Here is a 15,150-nt window from a genome sequence, read left to right on the forward strand (position 1 = left end):
TAAAAGGTGGCCTATAATTGGCCACCTTTTTTGTTCGTTAACATCAATCAATAATTCTTTGTAAAATTGCCGAAAAGCATTTATTAAAATTTTTCATCAAGACCTATTCTCCAGCAGTATATTTATAAAATTAGTTTTAAAATTTTCAGAAACTTTTCTTGAATGCTGAAAACTGTAAAAAAAAATAAAACTGCCCTGGAATTGGGCAGTTCAAAACTTACATAACCTAATGAATACTATTATTGTACTTTTTTAACATTTATAGCATTGGGGCCTTTTTTGCCATCTTTAAGGTCGTAGGTAACTTTGTCGTTTTGTGCTACTTTGTCTACTAGACCAGTGGCATGCACGAACACATCGCTTTGGGACTCATCATCTATGATGAAACCGAACCCCTTGGCATCATTGTAAAATTTGATTGTTCCGGTAAGCATGATAAATATTATAATTTTGTGGTTAAATGTATTTTAAATGTAAATATACTTCATCAAAAAACAAAAAATAATTTTGCTAAATTGGTAAAATGAAAAAGCTAGTACTTATCAGACATGCCAAATCCTCTTGGGATGATCCTTTTTTAGAAGATCACCGAAGACCTTTGGCTGAAAGGGGATATAGGGATGCGCCACAGATGGCTCAGCGGCTCAAACGACGTGACATAGAACCCGATGCCATATTGTCTTCACATGCAGAAAGGGCAAAAGCCACTGCTTTGATAACGGCAGAAATCCTACATTTCCCTAAAGAGGATATCAAGTTAACCGAAGAGCTTTACCATGCATCACCCAATAAAATCCTTGAGCTTGTCAGAGAAACCAAAAACAAGGTGGATACACTCCTGATTTTTGGACACAACCCTGGATTCAATGAACTGATAGATAAGCTAGGAGGAAGTATTGATAATTTACCTACTTCAGGTCAATTTGGGTTTAAATTTGATGTGGATAAATGGGAGGAAATCAGCCCCAAAAAAGCAAAGGTCTGGTTTTTCGATTACCCAAAGAAAAAAGACAATTAAGCTGTGTTAACGCTTTTATTTTAAAGTTTTACTGACAAATTTCAAACTTCAATAATCCTAAAAATCCAAACTCAAAACTCTCTCACATCTAATAAGACCTCATCAAATTTTTCTGCATTCTGAATCAATTCGATGATTTTCCCAGCTGCAAATGAGGGAGAACTCAATTGTTGTTTCTCTTTTAATTCAACAAATCTGGATAAAGATGAAAAAGAAGCAGCGTCTGCCGATCGAATATCTTGCTGCATAGCAGTATCCACCACTCCAGGTGCAACAGAAAAAACACGTATTCCAGTCTGATCCAATTTTGCCTCCGCAGCAGCAGCTTCACTTAACATATTCACCGCCGCTTTGGATGCTGAATAACAAGACCAGCCATCAATGGCTTTCTTCGCTGCTCCAGAGCTAACATTGACAATCATCCGATTTATTTCTTTTTGATTGCCATATACTTTTATAAAAGCATTCATTAAAACGGTGGGTATTATGGTATTTAGCATAAAAATCCTTTGGATACTTTCAGGTTCAATTTTTCCCAGATGCTGAATTTCACCGATCCATCCCGCATTATTCACTAATACTACTTCTTGGAAATCCCCAGCAGGAAAAAACTGTTTCAAATTAGCTAAAACCTCCTCAATTTTGGTCAGATCCAGTGATAAAGCCGTAAATCTTGGATTAGGAAGTGATTTTTGAGAGCGGGCAACACCAATTACGTGATTCTTTGGATCGCCCAATAATTGCCCCACCAATGCTTCACCAATCCCTTTACTGGATCCTGTAACAATATATAATTTATCCCTTACCATTTCTTTGATAATTTCTCCTTCAGCTAAACTAATGGACACTTTATTTTAAACCAAATATTCATCTATACTTTACTAAAATACAGATCCGACCCATCAATCCAGCTGAAGAAAAAACAAGTTTTTGAATAGGTTAGGATGATTTACTTAACCAAAAAACCCGATGGGCCTCTACCTGCAGTGAAAGTTTTTAATTGCTGCCCATTTTGATCCAGTACAATGACAGTTCCACTTCCTTGAAAACCATTATTGTCTCCTACATAAATCTCTTTCAGTTGTGGATGATAACCTATCCCATAAAATCCTGATCCAGAGAAAATAGCCTGGTTCAATACTTCCCTACTATTGATATTTACCCTTGCAATAGCATCATTATAATCCGGCCAACCTGTAGACGTAATGACCAGCAATTCTCCATTTTCGCCCAAAGTAAATTTCGAAGTGGCTAAGACCACATTGATTTCTACCGTCTGTAAAATTTCTGCATTGGACCTATTGATTTCATGCAAATAAATATTTTCCGAATCCTTCGCGTATAGAAAAAGCTTGCCATCGGATTCAAAAAAACGAACAGGCCTACCTATTACCTCCAAGGACTTTGTTACAGCTTCCGTAGAAACAGAAATAACATCCATTTTTTGAGCCGATTCACACGCAACCAAAATTTGGTTCCCAGCCAAAAACATCCCTTCTGGATTGCTGGACACTGAAATCTTTTTGCTGACAGTTCCACCGTCTAACTGATCTACAACAGCAATATAAGAATCCGGACTATTGAAATTGGCGTCATAAGGGCCCCAATCCGAAATATAAAGCTTTTGATTTGCTACAACCAAGGATCTACTGATATCCAAACCTTCACTTACCGCTCCTTTGCTAGCAAAATCTTTCGGATCCACTACTTCAACTTTACCAGTGTTGGCCACCAAATACAGTCTCCCTTCTACCTCCACCATATCTTGAAGCAAGCCGGCGAAAGGCCTGGCATTTTTGGACTCAAAGATATTCGATTTCAGCTGCCCATTGGAAGGGTCATAATGGTAGACTTCTCCATCATTTGCCCCAAAAGCCCCTTCATTGATGATGAAGACTCCATTTTCAAATTCCCCTAATGGGATTTGATTTTCTTCTTCCTTACAGGAAAAGAAAGCCATAAGCATAAATACGGCTAAGCAAAGTTTATGTAGTTTTCTCATAGTATGATTTGTATGTTCATTTGATAATTTCTTCCAGGCATTGCCCTGAGCCTAAGGACTTGATAGGAGGTATTGAAAAGGTTATTCACCTGAAAACCTAAGCTCCCTTTGATCCAGGAGGTTTTTAATTCTCTTACTTTTAAACCCCAATCAAGCAATTGATATGCAGGCAAAACATCTATATTGTTCGTTCCGACATACCTAGCTCCTGTAAATTGAAAATTTAAATAGGTGTTCAAAAAACCCCGGTTCACCCCGATCAAAGATTGAAATTTATGGACAGGTGTATAGGGAAGCTGATTTCCTACACTTTGATCATTTTGGGAAACATTGGTCCTATTGATGGCCTGAATCCAATTGTAATTACCCTGAAGATTTACCCCCCATAATCCAATTCTGTAGTCTGCATCAAAAAAATATTCCAACCCATTATTGTGTACCGACCTGATATTCTCTGGTGTCCAGAAATTACCTCTTGGAAGCCAGATAATCCAGTTATCGACCCACATCCTATAATGTGTAAGTTGTTGACTGACTTCAATATTGGACTTTTTCCACAAATGGAAAATCCCCATTTCTGCACTCCAGGATGATTCTGACAACAAGTCCGGATTACCTCCAGGCTCCCAAAATCTATCATTTAAAGTCGGGACCTTGAAACTTCTTGCTCCCGTGGACTTCAATTTGAATTCTTGCTGATCATTCGATAAAAGCTGCCATTCAGCCCCTATACTTGGGGTAAAAGGAGCAAACTTCCCATCATAGATAAGTTGCCTCAAATTGACGGAAACATGAACATTCTCCCTCAAGTTAAAATTAGTACTTTGGTACAACTCAAATCGATCTTCCTGAACAGTGTAAGTACTTAATTCCCCCTTCAATCCTGTATATCTGACGCCAGATTTACTTGATATTATATCTGAAATCTCCCAATCTACCTCTCCAATCAGAAAAAACTGTAATGTTTTATTGATGTCATTGTTGAAAACCAATTCATCTTGCACTATTCCGGTTTTTAAATTCCAGGTTTTATTTTTCGAAAACCTGAAATAATCCAGTACCCATCGCAAATTTCTATCTTGCTGCTCATCGAAAGTATTGGACCCAATGACAGGCTGAATTTCTCTTTCAGTCTGATTGTACCAAATTGAACTGCTGAGAAGTTGATTTGAAGATAATTGGAAAGCTAAATCCTGGTTGATCCCAACTTGATTAAAAGATGCATGATCTTGTCTTTCTATAGGTGTTCCTGGCTTTGAAAGGTTACGGTAAGGAAAGTTGTTTGCCGCGTAATTTCTATACATCCTAGTTCTCAAGGAGACTTTCTCATTAGAATATCCATATTGAAACTGATTATTTAACCTTCCAAAACTTCCAATTTGATTTACAAATTGGAAATTATGCCCTTGACCGAATTTCAACTTGGAGTTTAAATGCACTGACCCTCCTATCGCATCAGTTCCAAACAATGCCCCTCCGCTCCCAAAATGAAGGTTGACTTCATCGAAGCCACCAATTGGCAGTACGGAAAAATCAGTCTGTCCCAAGGAAGGGCTATTGATGGGCAGCCCATTCCAAAAAACAGCATTATGTCCTGCAGAGGTACCTCTAAGCGTGAGCGTGGCCAACATTCCCGCTCCATATTGACGCAGAAACAGCCCTGTTCTTTGCTGTAATAAATCAGAAAGACCAAAACCCTGGTAGTCCTGTAAATCCGCAGAAGAAATCGATTTTACCTGTTGGCCGTAACTGTATTTATCTAAAGCCGGGGAAAAAACCTCCACTTCACCCAATAAAACTGTATCCGACGAAACTGTGGCAACGCCTACAATCCCATCATCAATAGAATCATTGTGCACGATTGTACTATCGAAAAGTACATGTGCATTCAAGGTAACCAAACCCTGTATGAATACCATCAACCTAACCAACAATGCCTTTAAATTAAATCAAGTGAAACACTTATTTAATTCAAAACCATTTCGTGCAAGAATTTGAGAGAAAAACATAGATATGCCATTCAAAAGGATAAAACAGGTTAACCATTTCTATCTGACATTGCTTTGATTTTAATCCCAGCCTTTCACCCGAAAGCTTTGAATATGAAGAAAAAGGCAGGTCTCCTGGCTTCCCTGAATTTACCGGCCTTCTCGTTCCAAATATTGAAACAATGGCATTGGAGGTGGGCAAATTACTTTCCTGAACAGTTCAGGATGGGGTTACAGTTGCGGGGACAGCTTCGGTTTTACACCGAATTCCCTTTTAATCCCGATAACCTGAAACAGGGTCGGGAACCATTTTCCAAGCACAAACATATCAATTCTAGTTAAAAGAATCATAAAACAACATAAATTTTTTGCTTAGATTGAAATCTATCCCTTTGACTCCAAATCTTTGATAAGCTAGAAAAAGCCCAATCCTTCGAATAACACAAGACTTTGAAATACACTGTTTATATTTGAACCAAAATCCAATCTTCCTTTCATGAAGGCATTCCATTTACCAGCCCTTACGATTTTATTTTTTTTGTCAATAATCATGACATTATCTTGTCATGCACCCAAATCCGAAGAAGAAATAGAGCTGGCAAAACTGCCCCTTGATTACGCAATAGGGTTTGAGGTTTATCAAGGTAAAGGTTTCAAAATCATTGAAGTCAACAAGGCTTATCCAGGAGAACACAAACCTTTTAGGTACCTGATCAAAGAAAATGGCAATCAAAATTTACATGATGGAGAATTTGATGCCGTAATAAGTTTTCCAATACAAAAACTTATACTTACTTCAACCACCCAAATTCCTCATTTGGATTATTTGGGGGAAACAGACAAGCTCATTGCTTTTCCCAATTTGACTCTGATATCCTCTGATAAAACAAGAGCAAGAATAGATAAAGGTCTGGTCACCGACTTGGGATCAGGAGCCCAGGCAAACATTGAAAAAATTATTGAATTGGACCCCGATTGGATCATGATCTCAACATTAGGGGAAGATCTCAGAAATCTGGATATTTTTAAAACTGCGAAAATACCAGCAGTTATTAATGGGGAATATGTAGAACAACATCCATTGGGAAGGGCAGAATGGATCAAATTTACCGGAGCCCTTCTCGGAAAATGGGATGAGGCTCTAGAAATTTTCGAAGGAATAAAATCGGATTATGAAAACGCCTCGCAGCTTGTAACTAAAGATCTGTCTGCCAAACCTTCTATAATGGCAGGTGTCATGTACAAAGATATTTGGTATGTTCCCGGCGCAGAAAGTTGGGGCGCTCAATTATTACAGGCAGCTGGTGGCCAATATCTTTTTGAAGATCAAAAAGGAACAGGTAGTGTCCAGCTGAGCTACGAGTATGTTTTGAACAAGGCAATAGATGCTGATTTCTGGCTAGGAGCTTCTGATTTCAAAAGTTTAAAAGAAATGGGAGAATCGGAGCCCCGATATAAAAGCTTCAAAGCATTCCAAAGTGGGGGAATTTACACCTATACACTCAAGAAAGGTGCCACAGGAGGTATTGAATATTTTGAACTTGGCTATCTTCGCCCAGACTTGATTCTTCAGGACCTGATAAAAATCTTACATCCAGAATTATTACCTGACTACCAACTTTATTTTTATACCCAACTTGAAAAATAACAGCTCAACATATTTCCTTTTTACTTTTGGTATTTTAAGCTTCATTTTGCTATTTGGAGCTAATTTGGCATTAGGTTCAGTCCATATTCCATTGGGAGAGGTGATGGGATGGTTTTTCGGTCAGGAGTTTTCCAAAAATTCATGGGAAACCATTGTTACAGAATACCGTCTACCTAAAGCTTATACTGCCATTCTTGCAGGCATCACTTTGTCCATTAGCGGGCTTCAAATGCAGACCTTCTTCAGAAATCCTTTGGCCGGTCCATTTGTGCTAGGAATCAGTGCAGGAGCTGGCCTTGGTGTGGCCATTATGATGATGGCAAGTTCGGCATTTGGATGGATGATCTATTCACAGGGTATTGGGCATTGGTCCACTATCGTGGCCGCCAGCTCAGGGGCAATATTGGTGCTTTTAATGATGAGTCTGATGGCTTGGAGAGTAAAGGACAGCATGACACTCCTCATAGTCGGTTTAATGTTCGGATCTGCGGTTTCGGCCGTGATTTCTGTCCTGGCATATTTTGCAGAAGCTGACCAACTTAAACTCTTTACCATTTGGTCCATGGGTAGTCTTGGAGGAAGTCAATTCAACCAGCTTTGGGGATTTGGTTTTGCTGTTTTTCTGGGTTTAGTTCCCATTATTCTCATGTTGAAATCTTATAATGCGATGCTGCTTGGCGAAGCTTATGCAGAAAGTATGGGAGTTAATATCAAAAAGCTTCGCTGGGCAATGATCATCTCCACGGGGATTTTGGCAGGAAGTGCCACCGCTTTCTGTGGACCGATAGCCTTTATCGGTATAGCGGTACCGCACATGGCAAGGTTGGTTTTCAAGACAGGTGATCACAGAGTACTTTTCCCTGCCACTGCCTTGATTGGTGCCAACGTATTATTGGTTTGTGATGCGATAAGTCAATTACCAGGAAGTGCTCAAACCCTCCCTATCAATGCAGTCACTTCTCTTGTAGGCGCCCCAATGGTCATATGGTTGATTTTAAGAAGAAACTTTTCAAAGGAATTCTAATGCAAGCATCACAACCCATATTGGCAGCAAGCAACCTTAGTCTTGGTTATCAAAAATCGAAACAGACCAAGCCGATAGCAGATCAGATCAGCTTTTCATTGGAGAAAGGAAAGCTTACCTGTCTTTTAGGTCCAAATGGGGTAGGAAAATCAACACTCATTAAAACAATTATGGGACAAATCCCTGCAATTAGCGGGAGCATTTTTTTGAATGGAAAGCCGATTGAAAATTTCTCCCAAAAAGCCCTATCACAAAAAATCTCTGTAGTACTGACCGAAAAAATCACAACCGGAACTTTGAATGTAAGACAGATGGTCGAACTGGGCAGAATACCCCATACGGGATGGCTGGGAAGGTTATCGGGCAAGGATCAGCAAAAAGTCGAAAAGGCTATTCAGACTACCCATATTTCCTACATCGAAAAAAGTCCGCTGAGTGAACTTAGTGATGGACAACTTCAAAAAGCCATGATTGCAAGGGCTTTGGCACAAGATGGAGAGGTATTGATTTTGGATGAACCTACCGCCCACCTTGATCTGGTCAATAGATATGAAATCATGCGTCTCTTAAGAAAAATTGCTCTGGAGGAAAACAAAGCTGTTTTAGTAGTGACCCATGATTTGGAGATTGCCATTCAGACAGCAGATCAGTTCTGGCTAATGCAATGTGGAAATCCTCTGGTTACAGGGAGTCCTGAAGACCTGATCATTCAGGAAAAACTGAATCTCTTATTACCTACTGACAAGTTGATTTTTGATAAAGTGTCCGGAAAAGTTCAGGAATTGGATGTTTTTGAATACCCTGTCTTTCACGGACCGCAAGAAATTGTAGACTGGTTCAAATTGGCCTTGCGTAAGAATAAATTGGATATCAGTAAAACAGGGCTAATCATATCACTTCAGTTAGCTCCTTTTAAAGGGACTTTACAAATTGAGGAGACTACAGAAAATTTTGAAAGCATTGAAGAGGGAATACTTCTTCTAAAAACACGATTTGGCAAAGGTTTTCAATAGACTATTGACCCTGACTTTTAATTCCCACTTTAATTGATTAACTTTTAAATCTAATCAGTTGATTTAGAGACAAAAACATTAATTTAAGTACCTTTTTTAAACATTAAGAAAGCTCTTTCAATGAAAAGCTTCATCCTTATATGGAATATTGTTACTGATGGAATTTCTAATCGTCTACTGCTCACCCTTTTTATATTTGCACTATTCCAATTAAAAACATACCCACAAGACGAGATCCCTCCTCTTTTAGAAAAACTCAAAGAAGGGAATATGGACACTACCCAAGTATGGGTATATCGTGATCTAGCTTATTATTATCTGGAAAAGAATCTTGACTCTTCACTTTACTACAGTGATTTGGGCATTTCGCTTGCACATGAATTACATTTTACCCAAGGAGAAATATGGAACCTTTATCAAAAGGCTCTTGCTGAAGAATTTTTGGATAGATTTGACTCTTCTATTTTTTCACTTCAAAAAGCATTGTCAATAGCCGGTGACCACGCCGACACACTCAGCATGGCAAAACTCACCAATGCTCTAGGAGTCACCCAGCATTATCAGGGGAACTTCAAAGAAGCTCTCGATTATTATCACAATGCCTTATCTCTCGCAGAAATCATCAACTATCATGAAGGAGCAGCCCAAAGCTTAAACAACCTTGGTATCATCTATCGGCAGAGAAGAAATTTCCGGAAAGCACTGGACATTTACCAACAATCAATGGAAATAAAAATTATGGAAAAAGATACCGTAGGCATCATCAATACCCGGTATAATCTTGGTCTCTTACATTCTTATTTAAATGATTTTGAAAAAAGTCTTTTGGAATTTTCGCTTGCAGAAAAAATGGCAAGAACAAGAAAACAAAGTCATCATCTGGCAGAAATTAAGATTGGTCAGGGAATGGCTATGTACAACTTGGACAATCATGAAGAAGCCAAAAATTATTTTGAAGAAGGCTTGAAGCAACTGGGGGAAGATAAAATTTATGAAAAGATCGCGGCATTGACCTATTTGGGAATTCTAAAAGTCAGGTCTGGAGACCAGGATGACGGCATGAGGAATTTGACACTCGCCCATAGTATGGTTGAACAATCTGATAGAATAGAGCTAAAAAGACAGGTCATTAAAGAAATGGCCATTGCATATGAAATCCTCAATCAGCCGGAAAAGTCCATTGCATTTTGGAAAGCTTACAATATCCTCAATGATAGCATCAACAATGAACAGCGACATTGGGCCTTTGAAGAAATGCAGGCACGGTTTGATGCCATTGAAAAGGATAAAAAGATTCAGATGCAGGAAATGGCTTTAATCAAGGAAAAGCAACAACGAAAAAAGGTTGGCATCTTACTTTCTAGTACATTTTTCCTTACGCTATCTACCTTATTTTTTTTCGTTTATAAATGGAGAAAAAACCACCAAGACAAGGTCCTTTCCACGCCCAAAAACAGTGAAGCAGAGCTTATAGACTTTGAAAAAATAAATCTGAAAATATTGAGTCCACTGACTAACAGGGAACAGGAAATCATCCTTTTGGTCGAATTGGGAATGACCAATCAAGAAATAGCGAAAGCGCTTTTTGTAAGCGAAAATACTATCAAGACACATTTAAAAAACATCTTTTCAAAAACCCAGGCCATTAACAGGACAGACCTTATCCATAAGCTTAGAAGTTTTTAATCCACATTGATCGATGAAAAATCTTCAATATCACCCAATTGGGTGATTCAAATTACTGCCAGTAACCTGAAATTTGTTCCAGTTTTAAACCATAACCACTCTTTAACACTATGAAAAAGTTTTTAAAAATTACCGCTTATGCCGCGACCTTCCTTTTGATAGTAATCATTGGTGCTACTGGATATATTTCCTTTGCTTTACCCAATGTAGGCCCTGCTCCTGAAGACCTGAAGGTGGAAATTACCCCAGAAAAAGTTGAACATGGGAAATATCTCGCCAATCATGTGATGCTCTGTGTAGATTGCCATTCAGTAAGGGATTTTAGCCTTTTTTCTGGTCCTCCTGTTCCTGGAACAGAATTGACTGGTGGAGAAAGATTTGATCAGACCATGGGCTTTCCTGGTGTTTTTATTTCTCCCAATATCACACCTTTCGGTATTGGTGACTGGACAGATGGGGAAGTTTTCAGATTGATTACTACCGGTGTAAAAAAAGACGGATCCCCCATCTTTCCAGTCATGCCTTACCATAGCTATGGCCTAATCGATCAAGAAGATATCGAAGCTGTCATTGCCTACCTGAGAACATTAGAACCAGTTGAAACAGGCCATCCAAAATCCAAAGCAGACTTTCCCTTTAATCTGATTCTAAGGACAATGCCTGCAAAAGCGAAATTGACCAAAAAACCAGATCCGTCTGACCAAGTGGCCTACGGAGGTTACCTGGTAAATGCCACAGCATGTGCAGATTGTCACACCAAATTTGAAAATGGCAGCTATACAGGAGAACGTCTTGCTGGAGGGAGATCATTTGAAATGCCTTCAGGTACTTTAACAACTGCCAATCTCACTCCCCATCCAAGTGGATTAGGAAATTGGACAAAGGAAATGTTTGTACAGAAATTCAAAATGTATGATGAGCACTATAAACCAGAAACTGTAGGCCCAAATGACTTCCAAACCATTATGCCTTGGATTATGTATGCCGGAATGAAGGAGACTGACCTGGAAGCCATTTTTGTCTATTTGCAATCATTACCGCCAGTTGAAAACTACGTTGAGAAATTCAAACCCAGAAGTTGAATCAGGGAGATTATTTCACTACTGATTCTTGAGGAGAAGTAAGACTATAAAAAGACTTTTTCTTTTCACCTCGGTAACAGTTCTTTTTAGCCTTGAGGGAAATAGACCTATTTCCCTCAAGGCTGAACAAACATCTCCTACAGTAACATTGAATAAAAAGTCAACCTGAGATTTTAACATTTTGGAAAAAGTACAGAAAGGATAATGGCAATAGTAGGCATCATGATGAACACAGTGAAAGTCTGTCCCGCAGCATTGCAGAGCATCTCATCTTTTTTGTGAGACCCTCTTCCTTCGTCAGAGTGACGTACATTTCTGTAACTGGCAGAGTTAAAAATCGATTTGACAAGTAAAAGACGGGACCACCTCCCATTTTTCAAGTAATTAATCAACTTTTTTATCTTGGTTCTTGTCTCTTGGTTCATTTTTTTGCTATCGATTCTCAACTCTCGCCTTTCGCTTCTAATAAAAGGCATCTTCAAATTGCTTAAAGTTGACATTCCCGTTTTTATCGCGGTAAACCGTCACAATATCAAAACGGATATCCTTTTGCCAGTCTTTCAGGTGGATAAAATGATCAACTGCTTTGACAATTAACTTACGCTTAGTTGAATCTACAAACTCCTCAGCAAAACCAAAACCAGTCCCACTCCGAAATTTTACCTCAACAAATACCAATAATCCTTTATAGGTAAAAATCAAATCTATCTCCGCATGCTTATACCTGAAATTTGCCTCTACAAATTGATACCCTCTGCCCACCAACCAGGTTTTAACAAGCTCTTCTGCTTCCTTTCCACTATCATTATGCGCTGCCATGACAATAATTGTTTAATTTTGAAAAATAAAAGATTTAAAAGCCAAACGTCTTCCTCTGTCTAAAGAACCATTCAATCAAAAAAGGCGTTTCTTCATCACATTAAGGAAAAACTGTGAATCAAGTTATCAATAAAAAAGTAAAATTTCTAGACCTAGGACCTAAAGATTATAAAGAAACCTGGGACCTTCAGGAAGAAATTTTTGGAAGGATCGTAGAAATAAAGATTCAAAACAGAAATTTGGATCCAAAGGATCAGTTAGCCACGGAAAATTACCTCTTATTTGTAGAACATCCACATGTCTATACTTTGGGGAAAAGTGGGGAATTGTCTCACTTATTGCTTGATGAAGAAGGTTTGGCCAAGAAAAATGCCACTTTTTACAAAATAAACCGTGGAGGTGATATCACTTACCATGGTCCAGGCCAATTGGTAGGATACCCGATTTTGGATCTTGAAAACTTCTTTACCGATATCCATAAATACCTAAGAATCTTGGAAGAGGCGATCATTTTATCACTTGCTGAATACGGAATTGAAGCGGGTAGAATTGAAGGATTAACTGGTGTTTGGTTGGATCATATAGCACAAAAGAACCCACGTAAAATCTGCGCTATGGGTGTAAAATCCAGCCGTTGGGTAACCATGCATGGTTTTGCGTTCAACATCAACTCAAATCTGGAATATTTCAACAATATAGTTCCCTGCGGAATATCAGACAAAGCGGTAACCTCAATGCACCTCGAACTTGGCAGACATGTAGATGAATCAGAAGTGAAAGAAAAGGTTAAAAGACACATTGCCGATTTGTTTGAAATGGAGTTGATTTAAATTTTGATGTGTTCAAAATAATTATTGTAATTGCTCTTATGTCTTGAGTCTTTTGTCATAAGTCTAGAATTAAAAACATGAAAAAAGATATTGATTTCCAACCCGTAACGGGGGTTAAATTGGCCATTGCAAAAGAAGAGGTCAATGGAATAGAAGAATGGGCTGTTTACATCATCAACTTGAATTTGATCGAACTCAATACAGTGATGATTACCTCAAAAGGATATGGAATAATAGATGGTGAGGAGAAGAAAACCTCGGTACTCCGTCATCTGGTCAAAGAATTAGGAGCTGAATCCATTGCTAAAGTCGAACCGATTGATCCAGCACTCTTTGCACTCAATAATGAATATTGGGTCAGTTATTATATCCTAGATCAGATTTTTGATAAAAAATTCCTTTTCAAAGAGGGAAGTTTAGCGCCTAATAATATTCAATACATTCCTGAACTTGACCTGTTAGGTGTCTTGATAAACTAAGGGCATTTATCCGGCTAATAAAAGCCTGATGGTTGGAATTCTTTGCTTAAGAGAATATCTTAACAAAGTAAAATAGACCGTTAACCTTTGATTAGGTCAATGTTCAATGAATCATTGATAAGTTAAGAACAAGTTACATATGTCAAATTTTTTCAGTGAATTACAGAACATCCTTTTTTTGGATATTGAAACAGCCTCTGCAGAAGCTGACTTTGAGGACTTACCTGAGAGGCTAAAGTCAGAGTGGATCAAAAAGGAAAACCATATAAAGCCTAAGGATGAATCCATTGAATCCGGATCATTGTTTTTTAACAGAGCAGGGATTTATGCTGAATTCGGAAAGGTAATTTGTGTTGGAGTGGGATATTTCCACTTTTTTGCAGAAACTGGTAACCTGGAATTCAGAACCAAAACTTTCTGTGAAGAAACCGAGTACGATACCTTGGACGGCTTCGTTCAGCTCCTCAATAAAAAACCATGGGTACTCTGTGCCCATAATGGCAAAGAGTTTGACTTCCCCTATTTAAGCCGAAGAATCTTAATTAACCGATTGCCACTTCCCGAACCTTTACAGATTGCAGGAAAAAAACCATGGGAAATCCGTCATTTGGACACCTTAGAATTATGGAAGTTTGGTGATTATAAACATTACACACGTCTGGAATTGTTAGCTGCCATTTTTGACATACCTACCTCAAAGGAGGATATTGATGGCTCGAGGGTTAATGAAACCTATTATGTTCAGAAGAACATCAAAAGCATCAGAGAGTACTGCTTAAGGGATGTTTGGGTGACTGCTCAGGTTTATTTAGCTTTTGAAGGGATTCCACCAGATATGGAAATTGAAATCAAAAACAAAGACCCTGAGTAATGAAGCTGAAAACATTTTAACAATATTCACCTAAATGATTAATCAAATTAAAAAAGCATCGAAAAAAGTATATATTATCGGTTAAAATTCATAAGCTTTCAGTCGTAAATTTTAGGATTTATACTGTAAATTATAGGTAAAAAAAGGTATATTTGGATATAAGGATTTTAAAATAAAATTATTCACTAAAATATTAATTTTATGGGACTTATATCATTTATCAAAGGAGCTGGTGCCAAAATATTCGGAGGAAAAGAAAAAGAAGCACCCAAAGAAGAAGTACCTGTTATCAGGGCCAATGCACTTCTTGATCATGTAAAAAATATTGGATTGCCTTTCAAAAGACTGAAGATTAGTGTAAAAGACAGTCATGTCACAGTGGAGGGTGAGGTTGAAAAGCAGGAACAAGCTGAAAAAATCGTATTGGCCATTGGCAATGTGGAGGGTGTGGATGAAGTAGACAATAAAATGGAAGTTGTTGAACCAACTCCGGAAGCCCAGTTCCACACAGTAGTCAGTGGGGACAACCTTTCCAAGATTTCGAAGAAATTTTACGGAGACCCTAATAAATACAATATCATTTTCGAAGCCAATAAGCCTATGCTCACGCATCCTGATAAAATTTATCCAGGTCAGGTTTTGCGGATCCCGCCTTTATCTTAAAAATTTATGAGAAATTGAAAAAGCTTC

16 protein-coding genes and 1 riboswitch are annotated in these 15,150 nt (G+C 38.3%); of the genes, 10 read left to right on the forward strand and 6 right to left on the reverse strand.

Features of this window, described 5'->3' with window-relative positions:
- Nucleotides 1-239: 239 nt before the first annotated feature.
- Nucleotides 240-434: a cold-shock protein gene (locus tag ACFFIP_RS06315; protein WP_382386734.1), complete on the reverse strand. Its 195-nt coding sequence runs from the start codon at nucleotides 432-434 to the stop codon at nucleotides 240-242.
- 89 nt (nucleotides 435-523) lie between these two features.
- Here ACFFIP_RS06315 and ACFFIP_RS06320 point away from each other — a divergent pair, with 89 nt between their 5' ends.
- A complete protein-coding gene (locus ACFFIP_RS06320; protein WP_382386735.1) occupies nucleotides 524-1,018 on the forward strand; it encodes a SixA phosphatase family protein in 495 nt (164 codons plus the stop codon).
- 71 nt (nucleotides 1,019-1,089) lie between these two features.
- On the opposite strand, the gene ACFFIP_RS06325 is transcribed toward ACFFIP_RS06320, so the two are convergent.
- The 3 genes from ACFFIP_RS06325 to ACFFIP_RS06335 all read right to left on the reverse strand — a co-directional run bounded on the left by ACFFIP_RS06325 (nucleotide 1,090) and on the right by ACFFIP_RS06335 (nucleotide 4,939).
- Nucleotides 1,090-1,866: an SDR family NAD(P)-dependent oxidoreductase gene (locus tag ACFFIP_RS06325; protein ID WP_382386736.1), complete on the reverse strand. Its 777-nt coding sequence runs from the start codon at nucleotides 1,864-1,866 to the stop codon at nucleotides 1,090-1,092.
- Nucleotides 1,867-1,967: 101 nt separating this feature from the next.
- Nucleotides 1,968-3,020 carry a YncE family protein gene (locus ACFFIP_RS06330; RefSeq protein WP_382386737.1) on the reverse strand — a complete coding sequence of 351 codons (1,053 nt, stop codon included), beginning with the start codon at nucleotides 3,018-3,020 and terminating at the stop codon, nucleotides 1,968-1,970.
- Complete coding sequence (locus ACFFIP_RS06335; protein WP_382386738.1) at nucleotides 3,017-4,939, reverse strand: TonB-dependent receptor; 1,923 nt, start codon at nucleotides 4,937-4,939, stop codon at nucleotides 3,017-3,019. Before ACFFIP_RS06335 ends, ACFFIP_RS06330 begins: the two co-directional genes overlap by 4 nt.
- 177 nt (nucleotides 4,940-5,116) lie before the next feature.
- Nucleotides 5,117-5,334, reverse strand: a riboswitch (cobalamin riboswitch).
- A gap of 224 nt (nucleotides 5,335-5,558) precedes the next feature.
- Between ACFFIP_RS06335 and ACFFIP_RS06340 the strand changes: the two genes are divergently transcribed.
- The 5 genes from ACFFIP_RS06340 to ACFFIP_RS06360 all read left to right on the forward strand — a co-directional run bounded on the left by ACFFIP_RS06340 (nucleotide 5,559) and on the right by ACFFIP_RS06360 (nucleotide 11,461).
- Complete coding sequence (locus tag ACFFIP_RS06340; protein ID WP_382386739.1) at nucleotides 5,559-6,656, forward strand: ABC transporter substrate-binding protein; 1,098 nt, start codon at nucleotides 5,559-5,561, stop codon at nucleotides 6,654-6,656.
- Nucleotides 6,646-7,680 (forward strand): iron chelate uptake ABC transporter family permease subunit, encoded by a 1,035-nt coding sequence (locus ACFFIP_RS06345; protein WP_382386740.1) that lies wholly within the window; start codon nucleotides 6,646-6,648, stop codon nucleotides 7,678-7,680. The genes ACFFIP_RS06340 and ACFFIP_RS06345 overlap by 11 nt, the downstream gene beginning before the upstream one ends.
- Nucleotides 7,680-8,693, forward strand: a complete 1,014-nt coding sequence (locus tag ACFFIP_RS06350) for an ABC transporter ATP-binding protein (RefSeq protein WP_382386741.1) — start codon at nucleotides 7,680-7,682, stop codon at nucleotides 8,691-8,693. Before ACFFIP_RS06345 ends, ACFFIP_RS06350 begins: the two co-directional genes overlap by 1 nt.
- A 120-nt stretch (nucleotides 8,694-8,813) precedes the next feature.
- Entirely contained in the window at nucleotides 8,814-10,379 is a 1,566-nt protein-coding gene (locus ACFFIP_RS06355; RefSeq protein ID WP_382386742.1) for a tetratricopeptide repeat protein, read from the forward strand.
- A 110-nt stretch (nucleotides 10,380-10,489) separates the two neighbouring features.
- On the forward strand, nucleotides 10,490-11,461 hold the full coding sequence (locus ACFFIP_RS06360) for a c-type cytochrome (RefSeq protein WP_382386743.1): 972 nt from the start codon (nucleotides 10,490-10,492) through the stop codon (nucleotides 11,459-11,461).
- A gap of 173 nt (nucleotides 11,462-11,634) precedes the next feature.
- Here ACFFIP_RS06360 and ACFFIP_RS06365 read toward each other — a convergent pair whose 3' ends face one another.
- Together ACFFIP_RS06365 and ACFFIP_RS06370 are read right to left on the reverse strand one after the other, a co-directional pair.
- Nucleotides 11,635-11,937 (reverse strand): hypothetical protein, encoded by a 303-nt coding sequence (locus ACFFIP_RS06365; protein ID WP_382386744.1) that lies wholly within the window; start codon nucleotides 11,935-11,937, stop codon nucleotides 11,635-11,637.
- Nucleotides 11,924-12,280, reverse strand: a complete 357-nt coding sequence (locus ACFFIP_RS06370) for a YraN family protein (RefSeq protein ID WP_382386745.1) — start codon at nucleotides 12,278-12,280, stop codon at nucleotides 11,924-11,926. Before ACFFIP_RS06370 ends, ACFFIP_RS06365 begins: the two co-directional genes overlap by 14 nt.
- 113 nt (nucleotides 12,281-12,393) lie before the next feature.
- On the opposite strand from ACFFIP_RS06370, the gene lipB reads away from it, so the two are divergent.
- The 4 genes from lipB to lysM all read left to right on the forward strand — a co-directional run bounded on the left by lipB (nucleotide 12,394) and on the right by lysM (nucleotide 15,123).
- Complete coding sequence (gene lipB / locus ACFFIP_RS06375) at nucleotides 12,394-13,110, forward strand: lipoyl(octanoyl) transferase LipB (RefSeq protein WP_382386746.1); 717 nt, start codon at nucleotides 12,394-12,396, stop codon at nucleotides 13,108-13,110.
- Nucleotides 13,111-13,187: 77 nt separating this feature from the next.
- The gene (locus ACFFIP_RS06380; RefSeq protein ID WP_382386747.1) at nucleotides 13,188-13,589 is read left to right on the forward strand and encodes a hypothetical protein; all 402 of its coding nucleotides are present in this window, start codon (nucleotides 13,188-13,190) and stop codon (nucleotides 13,587-13,589) included.
- 139 nt (nucleotides 13,590-13,728) lie between these two features.
- Nucleotides 13,729-14,460, forward strand: coding sequence for a 3'-5' exonuclease (locus ACFFIP_RS06385; protein ID WP_382386748.1), 732 nt, complete (start codon nucleotides 13,729-13,731; stop codon nucleotides 14,458-14,460).
- 201 nt (nucleotides 14,461-14,661) lie between these two features.
- On the forward strand, nucleotides 14,662-15,123 hold the full coding sequence (gene lysM / locus ACFFIP_RS06390; protein ID WP_382386749.1) for a peptidoglycan-binding protein LysM: 462 nt from the start codon (nucleotides 14,662-14,664) through the stop codon (nucleotides 15,121-15,123).
- Nucleotides 15,124-15,150: the final 27 nt, after the last annotated feature.

The sequence above is a fragment of the Fontibacter flavus genome, assembly GCF_042432905.1.
In the GTDB taxonomy this organism is placed as follows: domain Bacteria; phylum Bacteroidota; class Bacteroidia; order Cytophagales; family Cyclobacteriaceae; genus Fontibacter; species Fontibacter flavus.

Excerpts from the sequence above, each read along its gene's own strand:
- ACFFIP_RS06315 (WP_382386734.1), bottom strand. The coding sequence starts at position 434 with ATGCTTACCGGAACAATCAAATTTTACAATGATGCCAAGGGGTTCGGT.
- ACFFIP_RS06320 (WP_382386735.1), top strand. The coding sequence starts at position 524 with ATGAAAAAGCTAGTACTTATCAGACATGCCAAATCCTCTTGGGATGAT.
- ACFFIP_RS06330 (WP_382386737.1), bottom strand. The coding sequence starts at position 3,020 with ATGAGAAAACTACATAAACTTTGCTTAGCCGTATTTATGCTTATGGCT.
- ACFFIP_RS06335 (WP_382386738.1), bottom strand. The coding sequence starts at position 4,939 with ATGGTATTCATACAGGGTTTGGTTACCTTGAATGCACATGTACTTTTC.
- ACFFIP_RS06340 (WP_382386739.1), top strand. The coding sequence starts at position 5,559 with ATGACATTATCTTGTCATGCACCCAAATCCGAAGAAGAAATAGAGCTG.
- ACFFIP_RS06350 (WP_382386741.1), top strand. The coding sequence starts at position 7,680 with ATGCAAGCATCACAACCCATATTGGCAGCAAGCAACCTTAGTCTTGGT.
- ACFFIP_RS06355 (WP_382386742.1), top strand. The coding sequence starts at position 8,814 with ATGAAAAGCTTCATCCTTATATGGAATATTGTTACTGATGGAATTTCT.
- ACFFIP_RS06360 (WP_382386743.1), top strand. The coding sequence starts at position 10,490 with ATGAAAAAGTTTTTAAAAATTACCGCTTATGCCGCGACCTTCCTTTTG.
- ACFFIP_RS06365 (WP_382386744.1), bottom strand. The coding sequence starts at position 11,937 with ATGCCTTTTATTAGAAGCGAAAGGCGAGAGTTGAGAATCGATAGCAAA.
- ACFFIP_RS06370 (WP_382386745.1), bottom strand. The coding sequence starts at position 12,280 with ATGGCAGCGCATAATGATAGTGGAAAGGAAGCAGAAGAGCTTGTTAAA.
- ACFFIP_RS06380 (WP_382386747.1), top strand. The coding sequence starts at position 13,188 with ATGAAAAAAGATATTGATTTCCAACCCGTAACGGGGGTTAAATTGGCC.
- ACFFIP_RS06385 (WP_382386748.1), top strand. The coding sequence starts at position 13,729 with ATGTCAAATTTTTTCAGTGAATTACAGAACATCCTTTTTTTGGATATT.
- lysM (WP_382386749.1), top strand. The coding sequence starts at position 14,662 with ATGGGACTTATATCATTTATCAAAGGAGCTGGTGCCAAAATATTCGGA.